At 74.6% G+C, this 16317-nt stretch carries 11 protein-coding genes; 2 read left to right on the top strand and 9 right to left on the bottom strand.

Translation table 11 applies throughout. The features are described from left to right. Positions 1–142: 142 nt before the first annotated feature. The 9 genes from ACIBH3_RS31345 to pdxH form a co-directional block, all read right to left on the bottom strand. Entirely contained in the window at positions 143–1108 is a 966-nt protein-coding gene (locus tag ACIBH3_RS31345; protein ID WP_396315491.1) for an aminoglycoside N(3)-acetyltransferase, read from the bottom strand. Positions 1109–1231: 123 nt separating this feature from the next. Then, positions 1232–3715 carry an FxsB family cyclophane-forming radical SAM/SPASM peptide maturase gene (locus tag ACIBH3_RS31340; RefSeq protein WP_396315490.1) on the bottom strand — a complete coding sequence of 828 codons (2484 nt, stop codon included), beginning with the start codon at positions 3713–3715 and terminating at the stop codon, positions 1232–1234. A 46-nt stretch (positions 3716–3761) separates the two neighbouring features. After that, positions 3762–3947 carry an FxSxx-COOH cyclophane-containing RiPP peptide gene (fxsA, locus tag ACIBH3_RS31335; protein ID WP_396315489.1) on the bottom strand — a complete coding sequence of 62 codons (186 nt, stop codon included), beginning with the start codon at positions 3945–3947 and terminating at the stop codon, positions 3762–3764. Between the two features lie 248 nt (positions 3948–4195). Next, positions 4196–5257, bottom strand: coding sequence for an aKG-HExxH-type peptide beta-hydroxylase (locus tag ACIBH3_RS31330; protein ID WP_396315488.1), 1062 nt, complete (start codon positions 5255–5257; stop codon positions 4196–4198). A 188-nt stretch (positions 5258–5445) separates the two neighbouring features. Then, positions 5446–6786: an FxsB family cyclophane-forming radical SAM/SPASM peptide maturase gene (locus tag ACIBH3_RS31325; protein WP_396315487.1), complete on the bottom strand. Its 1341-nt coding sequence runs from the start codon at positions 6784–6786 to the stop codon at positions 5446–5448. Positions 6787–6828: 42 nt separating this feature from the next. Further along, positions 6829–10839: an FxSxx-COOH system tetratricopeptide repeat protein gene (gene fxsT, locus ACIBH3_RS31320; protein ID WP_396315486.1), complete on the bottom strand. Its 4011-nt coding sequence runs from the start codon at positions 10837–10839 to the stop codon at positions 6829–6831. After that, positions 10829–12199 carry a TIR-like protein FxsC gene (locus ACIBH3_RS31315; protein ID WP_396315485.1) on the bottom strand — a complete coding sequence of 457 codons (1371 nt, stop codon included), beginning with the start codon at positions 12197–12199 and terminating at the stop codon, positions 10829–10831. The genes fxsT and ACIBH3_RS31315 overlap by 11 nt, the downstream gene beginning before the upstream one ends. A 207-nt stretch (positions 12200–12406) precedes the next feature. Next, a complete protein-coding gene (fxsA, locus tag ACIBH3_RS31310) occupies positions 12407–12592 on the bottom strand; it encodes an FxSxx-COOH cyclophane-containing RiPP peptide (RefSeq protein WP_396315484.1) in 186 nt (61 codons plus the stop codon). A gap of 155 nt (positions 12593–12747) precedes the next feature. Further along, positions 12748–13371, bottom strand: coding sequence for a pyridoxamine 5'-phosphate oxidase (pdxH, locus tag ACIBH3_RS31305; RefSeq protein ID WP_396315522.1), 624 nt, complete (start codon positions 13369–13371; stop codon positions 12748–12750). Positions 13372–13795: 424 nt separating this feature from the next. Here pdxH and ACIBH3_RS31300 point away from each other — a divergent pair, with 424 nt between their 5' ends. Beyond that, positions 13796–14896, top strand: a complete 1101-nt coding sequence (locus ACIBH3_RS31300; protein WP_396315483.1) for a citrate synthase 2 — start codon at positions 13796–13798, stop codon at positions 14894–14896. Positions 14897–15031: 135 nt separating this feature from the next. Continuing rightward, positions 15032–16150: a phosphoserine transaminase gene (serC, locus tag ACIBH3_RS31295; protein WP_396315482.1), complete on the top strand. Its 1119-nt coding sequence runs from the start codon at positions 15032–15034 to the stop codon at positions 16148–16150. Positions 16151–16317 lie beyond the last annotated feature (167 nt).

The following is a 16317-nucleotide window of genomic DNA, read 5'->3' as shown; positions in this document are numbered from 1 at the left end:
GTCCGCAACCTGATCCCCGTGTGACGGGGGCTTCAGTCTAGGAACGACATGCACCCGAATGGAATAGCGCAATGATCCCGGGGGCGCCGCGACGGCGACGGGTCGGACGCGTACGGGCCTTGCGGGGAGCGGTTTCCGCTGCTCAGTGCGGTGCGAGTGACCCGCGCAGCACCCTGGTGGCCACGTCCACGGCCTCGACGATCGGCACCAGCAGGCAGTGCGCGTCGCCGAGCCGGCCCGCCCGGATGCCGTGCGCCTCGCGCCGCACCTGCTCGCCGAGCGCCCCGAAGTGCAGGTCGTCCAGGTCCGGCGCCTCGAAGGAGACCCAGTCGGTACGGCCCGCGACCTCGGCCACGCAGCCGTAGCGCCGCCTGGGCGGGTCGCCCTGGCGCAGGTCGGCCAGGTGGAAGGCGGTGAACCGGCTGAGCGGGACACCGACCATCAGCACCTTGGCGGCCAGCCCGTACAGCCGCCCCAGCGGGGAGGACTCGCCGAGGTGGCTGGTGAGTTCGTGCCCGGCCGTCACCTCGGCGGCGTACCGGCCCAGCGCCGCGAAGGAGGTCTGCGGGTGGGCGCTGCGCAGCGCGCCCGGCGTGGTGCGGATCTGTTCGGACAGCGCGCCCATGGTCGGCGAGCAGGGGCCGTCGGGCCGGTAGGCCGCGCGCAGCCGGTCCCGGTGTGCGGTCAGCTCCGCAGGGGAGAGCCCGGCGGTCAGCCGGGCGGCCAGCCGTGAGGTGTCGGAGTTCTCCGGGGTGGCGGTGTACGCGACCAGGGTGCCCCGCTCGGGGCCGCCGAGCGCCTCCAGCAGTGCGCCGACGACGGTGGCCGGGCCGCCGGCGACCGGGCCGAGCGCACGCAGCGAGGCCTGCACCAGCAGCACCTCGCCCGGGAGTACGCCCAGGCGGCGCAGGTCGCCCAGGAGGGCGGCCCGCTGGTGGCCGCCGTCGGCGGCCAGGGCGCTGCCAGCGGTCCGTGTGCTCTGGGCGGCCTCGGCGGTCCGTGCGCTCTCCGCGGTCCGCGCGCTCTCGGCGGCGGTGCGGGTGGCGGTACGGGTGCCGGTGGCCGTCCGCCCGGCGGTGCGGGTTCCGGCGCGTTCGAGGGTGTCCATGATGATCCCGGGGGGAGGGCCGCTCCGGCGCCGACCCGGGGGTGCGTGCGACGGACACGGGACGGCGGGCGCGGGCGGGCGGCGCGGGCGGCCGGCGGTCAGGAGACGGTCGGGGTGGGGGCGTCAGCCGGTCACCGCGGCCTCCTCCCGGGCCCGGCGGGCACCCTCCTCCGCGGCGCCCGGCAGTTCCACCGCCAGCCAGGGCGCGATCGTCTCCCGCATCCCCGCGGCGAAGCGCAGCCCGAGGGGGGTGAGCGAACCGGAGTCCGCCAGCCGTTCGACCGCCTCGGCGGTGTAGGCGCGCCAGAGCGCGAACTGCAGCCGGGTATGGTCGGCGGCGGCGCCGGGCAGCCCGTCGTAGGCGAGCGCCCGGGAGCCCCAGAACTCCGTCACCGCCAGATGCGCGTAGGTGCCCTGGAGAAGCCCCTCCAGTGGGCGCGGGTCCGGCCGCCAGGGCGCGTGGTACAGCCGGGTGTCGCCGGCGTCGTAGAGGTCCCAGAGGTCCAGGACGGCGCCGAGCTTGACGTGCTGGAACTCGTGCGCGATCAGCAGGGCGAGGACCGGCGCGGTGGCGGGCCGGGCGATGCCGACCGCGCCGAAGGCCTGCCGGGCGGCGGCGCTGACGTCCCGCCCGGCGGGGCCCGGCCGCAGCGGGGTGATGGTGTTGAGCCCGGCCCGCACGCCCTCGGCGTAGCCGGGCAGGTCCCGGCCGAGCAGCTCCCAGGCCTCACGCAACGCGCCGGTCCAGCAGAGCAGTTCGGTGTCGTCGAGTCGGCCCTGGACCGGCCACTGGTGGCTGTCGCGCCGCGGGTCGGTGTCCTCCAGGGCCGGGGCCCAGCCGCCGGCCAGCCGGATCCGCCGCAGCGGCTGCCAGCGCGGGTCCTGGCCGGGGCCGCCACCGAGGCGGATCAGCTCACCGGCGCCCGTGCGGACGGTGAATCCCTCGGGCCCGCCCGTCACCACCGCCTCGCCTCCGCCGACGGTGAGCCGGCCGAGGGTGGGCAGGTTCAGGACGCCGCCCCGGACGGGCACGGCCAACGCGTCCCCGCGCCCGGCCCGGACGGCGGCCGCGGCGGCCAGCTCGGCGAGCGGCGCCAGCCCGTCGCCGGTGTCCCCGCTCAGCCACCGGGCCGCCCAGGCCCGGACGTACGGGTGGCCGAGGACGGTGTCGACTGCGCCGGGCGCCGCGGTGTCCAGCGCGGCGAGCAGCTCCCAGGCGGCCGAGCTGCGCAGCCCGGCCGCGTCCCAGACCGCGGCCAGCATGGCGCGGGTGATGGCGAGTTGGGACAGCCGCAGGGCCCGTACCGCGTCGGCGCCGCCGTGGCCGCGGGCGAGGTCGGCCAGCTGCCGGTCGGTGAGCACCGGCGCGGCGGGCGCGGCGGCCTGCCCGGGAACCGTGACGGCGGCGGTGGGCTCGCCGGCGGCGGGTTGCCCGGTGGCGGCGGGCCCGGCATCGGCGGTGGGCGTGGCGTCGGGAGCCACGGGGGCGGCACCCCGGTCGCTGATCCCGTTGATGAGGGTCATGAGGTCCCCGCAGTAGACGGAGGGATGGTCGAATCCGCCGCCGTCGCTGCGGTAGCGGTGGGCGTAGAGGCCACCGCCGCAGGAGCGCACGACGGGGCAGGAGCGGCACTCGGCACTGAGCCCGGCCAAACCAGACTGACGGTCCATCATGCCGGGGTGGCGGGCGACTTCGTCAAGGCTGTGCCTGAAGACGTCGAGCCCGGTGGCGGGGGCGCCGTCGTAGGCCGTCTTCAGGCTGTCGGCCTGCTCGAAGCTGCCGTCGGTCTCCAGCACGACCAGGTCGGCCGGCTCCAGCCCGAGCGCCTCGGTGAGGCTGGAGAGCCCGCGCAGCGTCCGGTGGACGGACTCGAAGGTCCTTACCGCGAAGGGGCGTTGATCGGCGTCCCAGCGGTCGTACACCGCCAGCAGCCAACGCGCGTACGGGTCGCTCCCCCCACCCGGCGGGCGCTCGGGCGGAGTGTCCCAGGTGGCGTGCGGAAGCAGGAAGTCGACGGCGGGCGGTTCGAGTTCGGCCAGCGCGCGATATACCGCGACCGGGTCGTTCGCCACGTCGATCGTGCACAGCAGGCCCGCGTACAGATGGCGGAACTCCGGCCCGCGGAGCAGATCTACGGCACGCAGCACCTGGGGGTGGCTGCTGCGGCCGTCGGCGTACCGGCGGTGGCGGTCGTTGGCGGCGCGGTCGCCGTCCAGGGAGACCCCGACCCGCACCCCCAGCTCGTCGAAGAGCTCGCAGAACCGCCGGTCGAGCAGCACCCCGTTGGTGTGGATGCGCAGGTCGAGGGTGCAGTCCGGCGGCAGCGCGGCGCGCAGCCGCTCGGCCGTGCGCCGCAGCCGGTCCGGGCCGGCGAGCAGGGGCTCTCCCCCGTGCAGGACGGCCCGGACGGCGGGCAGCCGGTGGGCGGCCGCGTGCTCACCGATGCGCGCGGCGGCCTTGGCCAGTACCTGGTCACTGATCGTCCGGGGGCGGGCACGCCAACTGGTGTCCGCGTGTTCGTAGACATAGCAGTGGTCACAGGCGAGATCGCAGCGACTGTGCACTTTCAGCACGAATTGTGTGAAAGGCAGCAGAATTTGCGTCATATTCGCTCAGCCGGCTCCGTGGAAGCCTTTGCCTCTCGGATTCGGGTCAGATCGAGGAATTGAACGCCGCGACCGGCACCCGCCCCGAATCGGTGCCGGGGAGGGCACGTCGCAGCCGTGCGGCGAGCTCCTCGGAGCCCAGCGCGGCCAGATCGGCGAGTGAGGCCCGGACGCCCTGCTGCTGAGGGTCCGTCAGGTCTTCGAGGGGCCTGGTGTCGATAGCGGAAGTCATGTTCGATGTCTCTCTGCGATTGAGACCGATGAGGGCGGGTATAACACCCGACTGCCAATGTAGTGGCAGTCGGCCCGCCGCGCCGGACGTTGATTGGCTCTCATTGACGGGCACGGCCCCGCAGCTGCGGCGTAGGTCCCGAAATCCACCCATTCGGCTGCCGCGGGCCGTGTCCCGCCCGGCGCAGCACGCGCCCCCGGGGAAGGCCGGATCCCGGCGGGGGTGCGGGCGGGCGCGGGGCTGGCGGATCAGGCCGGGAAGTTCACCCGTTCGGCCGCAGGGTGCTGCACCGCCCGCGCCAGCGCCCGGGTGAACTCCGTACCGATCGGCGTCAGTTCGCCGCTCTCCAGCAGGGTGGCGGCGGCCGTGGCGGTGTGCGCCCGCCAGCGCCGGTACTCCCGCTCCGCCCGGGCCTGGCCCGGCGCGCCGGCCGCCAGCTCGGTGCGCCAGAAGTCCGTCACGCCGAGGTGCGCGTAGGTGCCCTGGAGCAGCGCGCCCACCGGGCGGAGGTCGGGCCGCCAGGGCGCGTGGTAGCGCGCCTCGCCGTTGGGCCGGTGAAGCGGCACCAGGTCCAGCAGCGCGCCCAGTTGGACGTGCAGGAACTCGTGCACCAGCGACAGCGCCAGCAGCACCGGATCGGCCGGCCGGGAGGCCGCCACCGCCCCGTACGCGCGCCGGGCCGCGGCGCTCACCGCGGAGCCGTCCGGCGCGGGCCGCAGTGGCACCACGGTGCGGACGCAGGCGCTCACCACCCGCGCGTGCCACGGATGCCGGTGTACGAGCACCTGCCACGCGCCGGCCAGCAGCCGGTGCCACTCCCCCCGCTCGGCCGCGTCCAGCGGCCCGGTCGGCGGGCGGCCGTAGATGCCCAGGTACGGGCCCCGGTCGGCGAGCACCGGTGCCCAGCGCAGGCCGTCGCACTCCAGCGGCACGGGCGCCGGCTCGGGCGTGCGGACGAACTCCCCCAGTGTCCCGAGCGCCGCCGCCTCGCCGGCCGCCAGGCCACGCAGGCAGTCGGCCGCCCAGGCGTCGAACTCCGGGCGCAGCAGCAGGCGCTCCCACCCGGCGCGGTCCGCGTCCTGGAGCGCGCGGATCTCGCCGTACGCCCGCTCGAATGCCGTGCGCTCCGGCTCGGGCACCGCCCTGCGCAGGGCGAGCAGCAGGAGGGCCCGCTTGCTCAACTGCCCGGCCCGCAGCAGCCGGACGGCCTCGGGGCCGCCGCGGGCGGCCGCGATCGCCAGGAACGTCGCCCGGTCCACCCCGTGCCGCCGCAGCCCCGCCCGCGCCGCCGGCACCTCGCCACCGCTCATCGCCCGTCCTCCACGCCTGTCTCCGCACCCGTCCACCGAACCCGTCCGCCGGAGCCGTCCGCCGGACCGCCGCGCGCCCGCTGCCACAACCCCGGTCGCGCTCCGCACCGATCCTGCACCGCCGCGCCCGCCCGGCCGCCGCGCACCGCTTTGTCCGACAATTCGCGTCGGCCGTCCGGCGGGAGTCGTCAGAGCACCTGGCGGCCGTGCGGCGCCGGGCGGGCGCCCCGGGCCGGGGGCAGCCGGGCGAGGTCACGGCGCAGGCGGGCGTCGATGTGGCGGATCAGGGCGTCCAGGTCCCGGCAGTAGACGGAGGGGTGGGCGAAACCGCCGTCGGGGGCGTAGCGGTGCGCGTAGAGGCCGCCGCCGCAGACCCGGGCCAGCGGGCAGGCGGCGCAGACCGGGCCGAGCCCCGCCAGGCCGCGCTGGCGGGCCCGGAAGGCCGGGTGGGCGGCGGCGGTGGCGAAGCCGTTCCGGAAGACGTCCAGGCCGGTGCCGGGGGCGCCGTCGTAGGCGGCCTTGAGGCTGTCGGCCTGCTCGATGGTGCCGTCCGTCTCGACCACGACGAGGTCCACCGGGGCCAGCCCGACACTCTCGCTGGCGGCGCGGCCGCCGAGCAGCAGGACCGCCAGCTCCTCGAACAGCCGCACGCCGGTCTCCCGGCGGGGTGCGTCGTACCAGCGGTCGAAGACGGCGCCCAGCCACCGCCCGTACGGTGCGGGGGCGTCCTCGCCGGGGCCGGGCGGCGTGCTCGGCAGGCTGCGCGCGAGGCCGGGCGGCTGGGCCTGCCAGGTGCCGTGCGGCAGCAGCAGGTCGACCCTCGGCGGGGCGAACTCCAGCAGCGCCTCGTAGGTGGCGACGGGGTCGGCCGCGAGGTCGACCACGCAGAGCAGCCCGGCGAACAGCGAGCGGTGCTCGGGCGAGCCGAGCAGTCGCAGGGCCTGCGCGGTGCGGGCGTGGCTGCCCCGGCCGTCGGCGGTGCGGCGGTGGCGGTCGTGGTCGGCGGGGGTGCCGTCCAGCGAGACGCCGACGGCGACCCGGTGGCGGTGCAGGACGTCCAGCAGCGCGGGTTCGGTGAGCAGCCGCAGCGCGTTGGTCTGCAGGCTGAAGCGGACCCCGACCCGGCCCGCCAGCGCCCGGGCCAGCTCGCCGAGCAGGGCGTCCAGGTGGGCCGCGCCGACCAGCAGCGGTTCGCCGCCGTGCAGGATCACCGCGACCTCGTCGAGGCCGTGCCCGGCGGCGTGCTCGGCGATCCGCTCGGCCGCCCGCCGGGCGGTCGCGAGGGTCATCCGGGGCGGCCGGGAGCGCCAGCTCTGGTCGGCCGCCTCGTACATGTAGCAGTAGTCGCAGGCCAGGTTGCAGCGACTGTGGATCTTCAGCAGGTACTGGCGGAACGGCACCCGGCCCTCGGCCCGCCCGGCACCGGCACGCCCCGCACCGGTCTGCCCGGCACCGACCGGCGCGCGACCGGTGCCGCCCGGGCCGGCGGGAGCGCCGGAGCCCCCGGGTGCACCGCTTTCAGCGACCATTGCCCGAGCGTAGCGCCCCACTGACCCCCCGTCGGCCGGCCGTCACACCGACGGCGGTTCGATGTCGGAGTCCAGTCGCTGCCCCGCCTTCACCGCCACCGTGGTGGGGTGTTCCTCACCCAGCGTCTGCCGGGCCCGGCGCACGCAGTCGCCCCGCAGCTCGGCGGCCCGCTCCTGGAGGCCGGCGGCGGCGAGGCTGAGGGCGAGGTTGGAGGTGATGCCGATGGTGTCGTAGTGGTCGGGCCCGAGGGTCTCCGACATCAGCGGCGCGGCCTGCTCCTCCAGGGCCATGGCCTGCTCCTCCAGCCCGGCCAACACCAGGTCGTTGGCGTGGTTCATCGTCGCGATCGGGATGTAGAGGTGGCCGTCCCCCAGGACGGCGCGGAACTGCGCCACGGTCCGCGCGGAGAGTTCGCGGGCCTCGGCGGTGCGTCCGGCCAGCCGGAGGTAGACGGAGAGGTTGTTGGCGCCGGCCAGGGTGACGGGGTGGTCCTCGCCGAGGTAGTCGCGGTAGCGGGCGAGGGCGCGTTCGGCCAGCCCGATGGCGCGTTCGGTGTCGCCGAGTGCGTTGAGGTCGCTGGCGAGGTTGGTGGCGGCGGCGAGGGTGTCGGGGTGCTCGGCGCCGTTGATGTCCAGGTAGCGCTGGTAGATGTCCTCGTCTATCTCCAGCGCCTCGGTGTAGCGCCCGGCCCGGCGCAGCGCGACGGCGAGGTTCTTGCGGGCGCGCAGGGTGTCGGTGTGGGCGTCGCCGATGGTCTGCTGGTAGATCCGGACGGTCTCCTCCAGCAGGTCCAGGGCCTCCCGCAGGCGGCCGGTCTCGCGCAGGTCGCGGGCGTAGTTGCTGGCGGAGGAGAGCGCGTAGAGGCTGTGCGCGCCGAGGGCGTCGCGCTGCTGGTGGTAGTTGCGGCGGTGGCGTTCCAGGGCGGCGCGGCGGTCGCCGGCCAGGTAGTCGGAGACCGCCAGGTTGTTGGTGATCATGAGGGTGCGCGGGTGGTCGGGGCCCAGGGTGCGCCGGGCCGCGTCCAGGGTCTGCCGGTCCAGGGCCCGGGCCTCCTGGTAGCGGCCGAGGAAGCGCAGGTCGGCGCCGAGGCTGTTGGCGACGGCGAGGGTGTGCGAGTGCTCGGGCCCGAGCGTGGCGCGGAATCGCTCCAGCACGTCCTTGTCGGTCTCGTAGGACTCCTGGAGGGCGCCCTGGGAGCGGCGGATGTTGCTGAGCTGGGTGCGCAGCATCAGGGTCTGGGCGTCGTTCTCGACGTCGAAGCCGGGGCCGCCGTAGCCGTCCTGGCGCCAGTGCTCAAGGGTGCGTTCGGCCAGCTCCCGGCCGGACTCGTGCAGGCTGCGCTTCCACTGGTAGCGCACCGAGTCGATGATCCACTGGCGGACCTCCTCGTCGGCGCTGCCGACCGCGCCGGAGGGCCACAGGTGCGGCAGCAGCTCGGCGTACTGCGGCCAGTTGGCGGGGATGTCCGGGTCACCGGGGTTGGCGGCGGCCAACGCGGCGTGCACGACGGCGCGGATCCTGGCCTTGTCCTGCTCCTCGACCTGGTCCCGCAGGACGGCCTGCACCAGGCGGTGCACGGTGAGGGTCTCGCTGCCCTGGTCGGTACGGGCGAGCCCGAAGCGGTTGATGGCGCGCAGGAACTCGCCGATCGCGAGCTTGTCGCGGGGGGCGCGCGGCGGCAGGTGCAGCGCGTGGGTGACCTCGCGGCTGTAGAGCAGCCGCATCGGGATGGCGTCCGGGCCGAAGAAGGCACAGATCTCCAGGATCTGGGCGGCGGGCGCGTTGACGCCGCGCAGCTCCTCGACCGAGATCCGCCAGGTGGCGGCGGCGGAGTGCGGGTACTCGGCCGGGCGCAGCCGGGTGCGCTCCAGCATCTCGGTGAGGGCGCCCTCCAGCAGTTCCAGGTAGGTGGCCACCGGCATCGGGGTCTCCTGGAGCCAGACTGCGGCCTGGCCGACGGCCAGCGGCAGGTCGCCGAGCAGGTGCGCGACCTGGTCGGCGTCCTCCGGCGCGAGGCCGGAGTTGAAGCGGCGCAGCAGCCCGACGCTCTCCTCCCGGGTGAAGACGTCCACCTCGACGATCCCGGCGTGCTTGGACCAGCCCTGGTTGCGGGAGGTGATCAGCACGTGCCCGCCGGAGGATCCGGCCGGCAGCCAGGGCGCCAGCTCCTCCGGGGTGCCGGCGTTGTCGTAGACCAGCAGCCAGCGCCGGTACGGGTGGCCCCGGCGCAGCGCGTCCAGGACGGCGGCGGCGGTGTGGGCGACGTCGTCGCTGCCCTGGACGCCCAGCCGGGGGGCGAGTTCGGCGAGCTTCTGCGGGATGTTGGCGGGCTCCTCGGCGGGCACCCACCAGACCACGTCGTACGCGGCCTTGAAGCGGTGCGCGTACTCGACGGCGGTCTGCGACTTGCCCACCCCGCCGATGCCGTACAGCACCTGGCTGAGCACGGCGTTGGACCCGGCGGTGAAGCGGTTGCGCAGCAGTTCCAGCAGCCGGCCGCGGCCGGTGAAGGAGGCGTTGCGCGAGGGCGCGTCCTGCACCTGCGGGGCGGTGCCGGGGAAGCGCGAGGGCGCGGGGAACTCGCCGCTGTCGCCGTCCGGCTGGCGGTTGACGCCCGGCGGCGGGCCGAGCTCGTTGTACAGCTGGGACTCGGCCAGCAGGGCGGAGGCACGCACCAGCTCCGGGGCGGCCCGCCCGACGAACGGGCGGGGCACCGGCTCGTCCGACTCCTGGAGCCGCAGCGCGACCAGCGCGGGCGATCCGGTGGCCAGTTCGCGCCCGCCCAGCAGCTGCCAGACCTCGGCGGCGCGGGGCAGCGAGGTGTACTCGGGGGAGAGCAGGGCCAGCAGCCGGCCCTGCCCGTCGAGCGGCCCGGCGGCCTCCGGCGGCAGGCCGGTGAGCGGCTCGGCGGCGCTGTGCAGCGAGGTGCGGTAGCCGAAGCCGGTGAGCGTGGCGGCGGCCCACTCGGCCCACATCCGGTCCTCGGGGGCGTAGCTGATGTACACCTGGCGGGGGACGGAGCGGGCGGAGCGCAGGTAGGCGCCGTAGAGCCGGCGGCGGGCCTCGCCGGAGAGCGGGCGCAGCGCGCGCACCTGCCCGTCGGTGATCCAGCCGGTGAGCCGCTCGAAGGCGTTGAGCAGGCTGCGCGCCTCCTGCGGGCGGTCGGCGACGGTGGCGGGCACCTCCTCGTAGGCGTAGAAGGGCTTGTACGGGACTTCGACGTCGCTCCAGTACGCGGCCCGGCGCTCGGCGGGCAGCCAGCGGCCGAGGTAGGGGGCGAAGGACTCGCGGGCGTAGTCCCGCCCGGCCTCCAGCCGCTCCTGCTCGGCGTCCTCGACCCGCATCGGGACGGGCAGCACCCGGATGGCGCGCTCCTCGGCGTCCGCTATCGTGCGCGCGGCGTCCACACCACCACGGATGTTCTGGGCACTGAAGGTGAAGCAGTCCACCACCGTGTCGGGCATCAGGACGGTGCAGATGCCCGAGGTGTCGCTGACGCCGGTGCGGCTGTCGATCAGGACGTAGTCGTAGTCGCGGGCCCAGCGCTCGCGCAGCGCGCGCAGCAGCTCGCCGCCGCGGATGTCGCGCCCGTGGTAGAAGCTGCGCCAGTTGAAGCTGGTGACGGCGGCGGAGTAGGCGGCGTTCTGCCGGCCGGCGGGCAGGAAGTCGAGCTTGCCGCCGGGCGGCAGGTCCAGGGCGAGGCCGCAGAGGTAGCCGTCCAGGCGCCCGGGCTCGTCGAGCCACTCGCCGGGGGGCTGCCCGGCGGGGCCGGTGGCGCTGGGCAGGGCCTGCTTGACGTAGGCCCGCAGCAGGTCGATCAGCCCGTCGGTGGCGTGCAGCTCGGGGTCGACCAGCAGCGGGTGGTAGTACCGGTGCAGGCCGGGCGCCTCCAGGTCCCAGTCGACGACCAGGACGCGCAGGCCGCGGCTGGCCAGGATCCAGCCGACGTTGGCGAGCGCCATGGTGCGGCCGGTGCCGCCCTTGAAGGAGTAGAAGGTCACGACCGAGCCGGGGCCGGTCCTGTCGCGGTCGGTCGCGGGCTCAGTGAACATCGTCCTGTTCCCCCCTCAGCGGCGCGAGGGCCGCCTGGTCCGGGCTGCGGCGCGGGCCTGGCGGCCCCGCCGGGATGGCGAGTCCGGGCATCACCGGGCTCTCTCCCGCACCGCCGGGGCCGAGGCCGAAGGCAGTACCGTCGCCATCGTCCCCCCAATCGAAGTTGTCGTCCATGAGCTTGTTCTGAGCGACCGTCACCATGATGGTGAGCTGGTCGTCGAAGCTCTCCCTGGGTACGCGGACCCGGAACAACTGCTCCGGATCGCTCCGGCGCAGCCAGTTGCGGCGGAACACCCCGCGCACGCCGGCCCAGAGCGCCTCGCGCTCCGGCCCGGCGGCCGGGTCGCCGGTGCCGGAGGGCACCAGGACGCCGGTGACGGGGTGGTTCTGGTCGTCGTACTCGCGCAGCGCCTGCCGGTACGGCTCGGCGTCGGCGACCCACGGGTCCACCAGGAGCACGCTGACCTGGTTGTTCTCCCGGGCTCGGTCGAGGCTGCCGCCCAGGCCCTCGCCGATCTCGTCCAGGGTGGTGGTGTGCCCGGCGGCGGTGATCACCTGCTGGGCCCGGACCACCAGGGACGGCTGGGTCGGCGGGTGGTAGGGCGCCCAGTGCCAGGGCTGGGTGCCGTACCAGCCTCCGCCGGACCTCCCGCCCGGCGCGCCACCGGGCGCGCCACCCGCCGCCCGGGCCGCGTCGCCGTCCACCGACCGCCCGGCCGCCACGAACAGCCGGACCATCCCGGCCGAGGCGGAGGGCTGGACGACGGCCGCCGGCGGCGGGAAGTAGCCGCGGACGGCGCCGAGCTCGAACTCCGGCAGCTCGGTCAGCCGGTGCGCGGCCGCCGCCCTGATCCGTTCGGCGACCGCCTGGACGACCCTCGGGTAGTCGGGCCCCCTGGGGTTGTTGCGCAGCATGTCCCGCAGTCCGGTGCGGGGGTACTCCTCGCCCATGCCCTGCTGGACGTACTGGATCTTCTGCACCTCGGACGGCAGCGGGCCCAGCTGGGACTCCCACAGCACGGGGATCAGCGCGGGCACGGCCTCGCCGGTGAGCTCCTCGTGTCTGCGCACCCGGCCGTGGAAGGCCGTCCACTCCTTGCCGCAGTACAGGCTGGCGAAGTACGCCGGGGAGTAGAGCGCCACCATCGTCCGGCAGGTCGCGAGCATTCTGGCGAGCTGCTGGTCCCAGTTGTCGCCGATCCGCAGCCGCTCGATGTCGCGGTAGCTGCGCTCCTCGGAGGGGGCCGCCGGTTCGATCCGGCCCAGTTCGTTCTGCAGGTCCCTGAAGAACCGGTCGACGAACTTGTCCTCGCTGACGTAGTCCTGCCGCGCGTAGCTGAAGAAGAAGTACGGCCGCACTGCACCCCCTGGGCCCGACTGAGCCACGACTGCCCTGCCTGTCCTACCCAGGATGTCGTCAGTCGGCCGGTCGTGCAGGGGAGTTCGGCAATATCACGACGGTTATCGGTCCGAATCCGTCATCCACGGATCAGGGCGCGGGGCAGCACGCGGGCAGTCGAACCGGGACGGGCGGCCGGGTCACGGCGGCCGGCCGCGGCAGCCGGGTCAGAGCGCGGACTGGAAGGCGGCCACCGGCTCGGCCCCGGGCGAGATCGCGTCGGCGACCACCCGGCGCAGCAGATCGCCCAGCACGGTGTCCGGGAGGCCGTCGAGCTCACCGAGCGAGAGGCCGGTGATGTCGACCAGATCGGAGCCGATCCCGGCGCCGACTTCCGCATCGGTGACGCTCACATCAGTCCCTCTTCGATCTCTCGGCGGAGCGGGCTGAGGTCAGCCAAACAGACCCGGTCCGCGTCGCGCATCCTACACCTGACACCTTCTCAGGACCCGTGTACCGCCCCGCCGCTGTCAGCCGTACGGCTCCACCGGCCGGCCGCCCGCGGCCCTCACGGGCAGAGCCGCTCCACCCGCCAGTCCTCGCCCTCGACGACGTACCTCAGCCGGTCGTGCAGGCGGTTCTCCCGGCCCTGCCAGAACTCCACGCTCTCGGGGACGACCCGGTACCCGCCCCAGAACGGCGGCACCGGCACCCCCTCGCCCTCGGGGTAGCGGCGCTCCAGCTCCGCGTAGCGCCGCTCCAGCACCTCGCGGCCGCCGACCGGGCTGGACTGCTCGCTCGCCCAGGCGCCCAGCTGCGACCCGTGCGGCCGGGTCCGGAAGTACGCCGCCGTCTCGTCCCGGCCGACCTTCTCCACCCGGCCCTGGACGATCACCTGGCGGCCGAGCGCGATCCACGGGAAGAGCAGCGCGGCGTACGGGTTGGCGGCCAGCTCCGCGCCCTTGCGCGAGCCGTAGTTGGTGAAGAAGACGAAGCCGCGCCGGTCGTAGCCCTTCAGCAGGACGGTCCGCGAGCTGGGCCGGCCGGCCGCGTCGGCGGTGGAGAGCACCATGGCGTTGGGCTCGTCCACGCCGGCCTCGTCGGCCTCGTGGAACCAGCGGGTGAACTGGATCACCGGGTCGGCCGCGACGGCCTCCTCGACCAGGCCCTCATGGCTGTAGTGCTTGCGCATCACGGTCAGGTCCGGGCCCGGCCGGTCCTCGGCGGCAAGCCGCGGCGAGGAGTGACTCGGGGGCGTCGGGGGCGTCGGGTGGGCGCGTTCCGGGGTCTGCACGTCAACATCATCCCGTACGACAAGCAACGGGCACCGCTACGGCCGGACAAACCCCGGTGGGAGATATGGTGTCTCGCCACCGCTTCACCGCCCGGCGTACGGGAGATTGTCCGGAACGGACCGGATAGGTTCCGGAAGATCCCCGGTCACGACCGGGTGCCGGCAGGGGTTCAGCGGTCCTTTGGGAAACATCACCATGGTGGTGTATGGCGCAATGCACCCGGTGCCTGAGAGTCTGGCACCGAGTGCCAACCACCATCGGTCACTGGCGTGCTGCCCCACCACGGCCGCCCGCCGATCGCAGAACTGAAGGAGCCGTCGCATGTCCGACTTCGTACCCGGGCTTGAGGGAGTCGTCGCTTTCGAGAGCGAGATCGCCGAACCCGACCGTGAAGGCGGCGCCCTGCGGTACCGCGGCGTCGACATCGACGAGCTGGTCGGCCAGGTCTCCTTCGGTCACGTCTGGGGCCTGCTGGTGGACGGCAAGTTCAACCCCGGCCTGCCGGCCGCCGAGCCGTTCCCGATCCCGGTGCACTCCGGTGACATCCGGGTCGACGTGCAGTCCGCGCTGGCCATGCTCGCGCCGGTCTGGGGCCTCAAGCCGCTGCTGGACATCTCCGCCGAGCAGGCCCGCGACGACCTGGCCCGCGCCGCCGTGATGGCGCTGTCCTACGTCGCGCAGTCCGCCCGCGGCCAGGGCCTGCCGATGGTCCCGCAGAGCGAGATCGACAAGGCCGAGACGGTCGTCGAGCGCTTCATGATCCGCTGGCGGGGCGAGCCGGACCCGAAGCACGTCAAGGCCATCGACGCCTACTGGACGTCCGCCGCCGAGCACGGCATGAACGCCTCCACCTTCACCGCCCGCGTCATCGCCTCCACCGGCGCCGACGTCGCGGCCGCGCTCTCCGGCGCGGTCGGCGCGATGTCCGGCCCGCTGCACGGCGGCGCCCCCTCCCGCGTGCTCGGCATGATCGAGGAGATCGAGCGCACCGGCGACGCCGCCGCCTGGGTCAAGCAGGCCCTGGACAAGGGCGAGCGCCTGATGGGCTTCGGCCACCGTGTCTACCGCGCCGAGGACCCACGCGCCCGCGTGCTGCGCCGCACCGCCAAGGAGCTCGGCGCCCCGCGCTTCGAGATCGCCGAGGCGCTGGAGAAGGCCGCGCTGGAGGAGCTGCACAACCGCCGCCCCGACCGCGTGCTCGCCACCAACGTCGAGTTCTGGGCCGCGATCATGCTGGACTTCGCCGAGGTCCCCGCGCACATGTTCACCTCGATGTTCACCTGCGCCCGCACCGCCGGCTGGTCCGCGCACATCCTGGAGCAGAAGCGCACCGGCCGCCTGGTCCGCCCGGCCGCCCGCTACATCGGCCCCGGCCCGCGCAGCCCGCGCGAGATCGAGGGTTACGAGTCGATCGCGCGCTGACGCGTCACCCCTTCGAGGACGGGCCCGGGCAGGCACCAGCCCGGGCCCGCTCGGGCGGCTCCGAACCCGGAAGATCACATCTCAGGGTGCGGACGATCGTCGAATCCGCGCGGACCGGGGCAGTAGGCTGCGCCTGTGGCTCAGATCCAGATCCCCGCTGATATCAAGCCCGCAGACGGCCGTTTCGGCTGCGGCCCGTCCAAGGTGCGCCCCGAGGCCCTGAGTGCCCTCGCCGCCACCGAGTCCGCCCTGCTGGGCACCTCGCACCGCCAGGCCCCGGTCAGGAACCTGGTCAAGCGCGTACGCGAGGGTGTCAGCAGCCTCTTCTCCCTCCCCGAGGGGTACGAGGTGGTGCTCGGCAACGGCGGTTCCACCGCGTTCTGGGACATCGCGGCCTTCGGCCTGGTGCGCGAGAAGTCCCAGCACCTCAACTTCGGTGAGTTCTCCTCCAAGTTCGCCTCCTCCGTGCAGGCCGCCCCGTGGCTGGCCGACCCGTCGGTGATCAAGACCGCCCCGGGCACCCACCCGCTGCCGGTCGCCGAGGCGGGCGTGGACGTCTACGCGCTCACCCACAACGAGACCTCCACCGGCGTCGCGATGCCGATCAACCGCCCGGTGGGCGGCGACGAGGGCTCCCTCGTCCTGGTCGACGCCACCTCGGGCGCCGGCGGCCTGCCGGTCGACATCACCGAGACCGACGTCTACTACTTCGCCCCGCAGAAGTCCTTCGCCTCCGAGGGCGGCCTCTGGCTGGCGTCCTTCTCCCCGGCCGCCCTGGAGCGCGCCGCCGAGATCGCCGCCTCCGGCCGCTACATCCCGCCGTTCTTCGACCTGCCGACGGCGATCGACAACTCGTCGAAGGACCAGACGTACAACACCCCGTCGATCTCCACCCTCTTCCTGCTGGCCGACCAGCTGGAGTGGCTGAACGGCAACGGCGGGCTGGACTGGGCCGTCGCCCGGACCGCCGACTCCTCCTCGCGCCTGTACACCTGGGCCGAGAAGTCCTCCTTCGCACAGCCGTTCGTGGCCAAGCCCGCCGAGCGCTCGCAGGTCGTCGGCACGATCGACTTCGACGACTCGATCGACGCCGCCGCGATCGCCAAGGCGCTGCGTGCCAACGGCATCGTGGACACCGAGCCGTACCGCAAGCTCGGCCGTAACCAGCTGCGCGTCGCGATGTTCCCGGCCATCGACCCGGCGGACGTCGAGGCGCTCACCGCCTGCATCGACTACGTGGTCGAGCAGCTCTGACCTTGCCGCTGCGGCGCAAGCGCAGCGGGCCGCAAACGCGGAGAAGGGGCCCCCCCCCCGGGGGGGGGGCCGGGGGCGGGGGGGGGCGGGGGCGCCTCCCGGCGGGGGGGGGCCGCCGGGGGGGCGGCCCCGCGGGGGCCGCCGACGGGCCGGCGGCCCGGCCGGCC

It is taken from the genome of Kitasatospora sp. NPDC050543, assembly GCF_044457565.1.
Taxonomy (GTDB): Bacteria; Actinomycetota; Actinomycetes; order Streptomycetales; family Streptomycetaceae; genus Kitasatospora.
This window is presented reverse-complemented; position numbering and strand designations above follow the sequence as displayed.

Excerpts from the sequence above, each read along its gene's own strand:
- ACIBH3_RS31345 (WP_396315491.1), bottom strand. The coding sequence starts at position 1,108 with ATGGACACCCTCGAACGCGCCGGAACCCGCACCGCCGGGCGGACGGCC.
- ACIBH3_RS31340 (WP_396315490.1), bottom strand. The coding sequence starts at position 3,715 with ATGACGCAAATTCTGCTGCCTTTCACACAATTCGTGCTGAAAGTGCAC.
- fxsA (WP_396315489.1), bottom strand. The coding sequence starts at position 3,947 with ATGACTTCCGCTATCGACACCAGGCCCCTCGAAGACCTGACGGACCCT.
- ACIBH3_RS31330 (WP_396315488.1), bottom strand. The coding sequence starts at position 5,257 with ATGAGCGGTGGCGAGGTGCCGGCGGCGCGGGCGGGGCTGCGGCGGCAC.
- ACIBH3_RS31325 (WP_396315487.1), bottom strand. The coding sequence starts at position 6,786 with ATGGTCGCTGAAAGCGGTGCACCCGGGGGCTCCGGCGCTCCCGCCGGC.
- fxsT (WP_396315486.1), bottom strand. The coding sequence starts at position 10,839 with ATGTTCACTGAGCCCGCGACCGACCGCGACAGGACCGGCCCCGGCTCG.
- pdxH (WP_396315522.1), bottom strand. The coding sequence starts at position 13,371 with ATGCGCAAGCACTACAGCCATGAGGGCCTGGTCGAGGAGGCCGTCGCG.
- ACIBH3_RS31300 (WP_396315483.1), top strand. The coding sequence starts at position 13,796 with ATGTCCGACTTCGTACCCGGGCTTGAGGGAGTCGTCGCTTTCGAGAGC.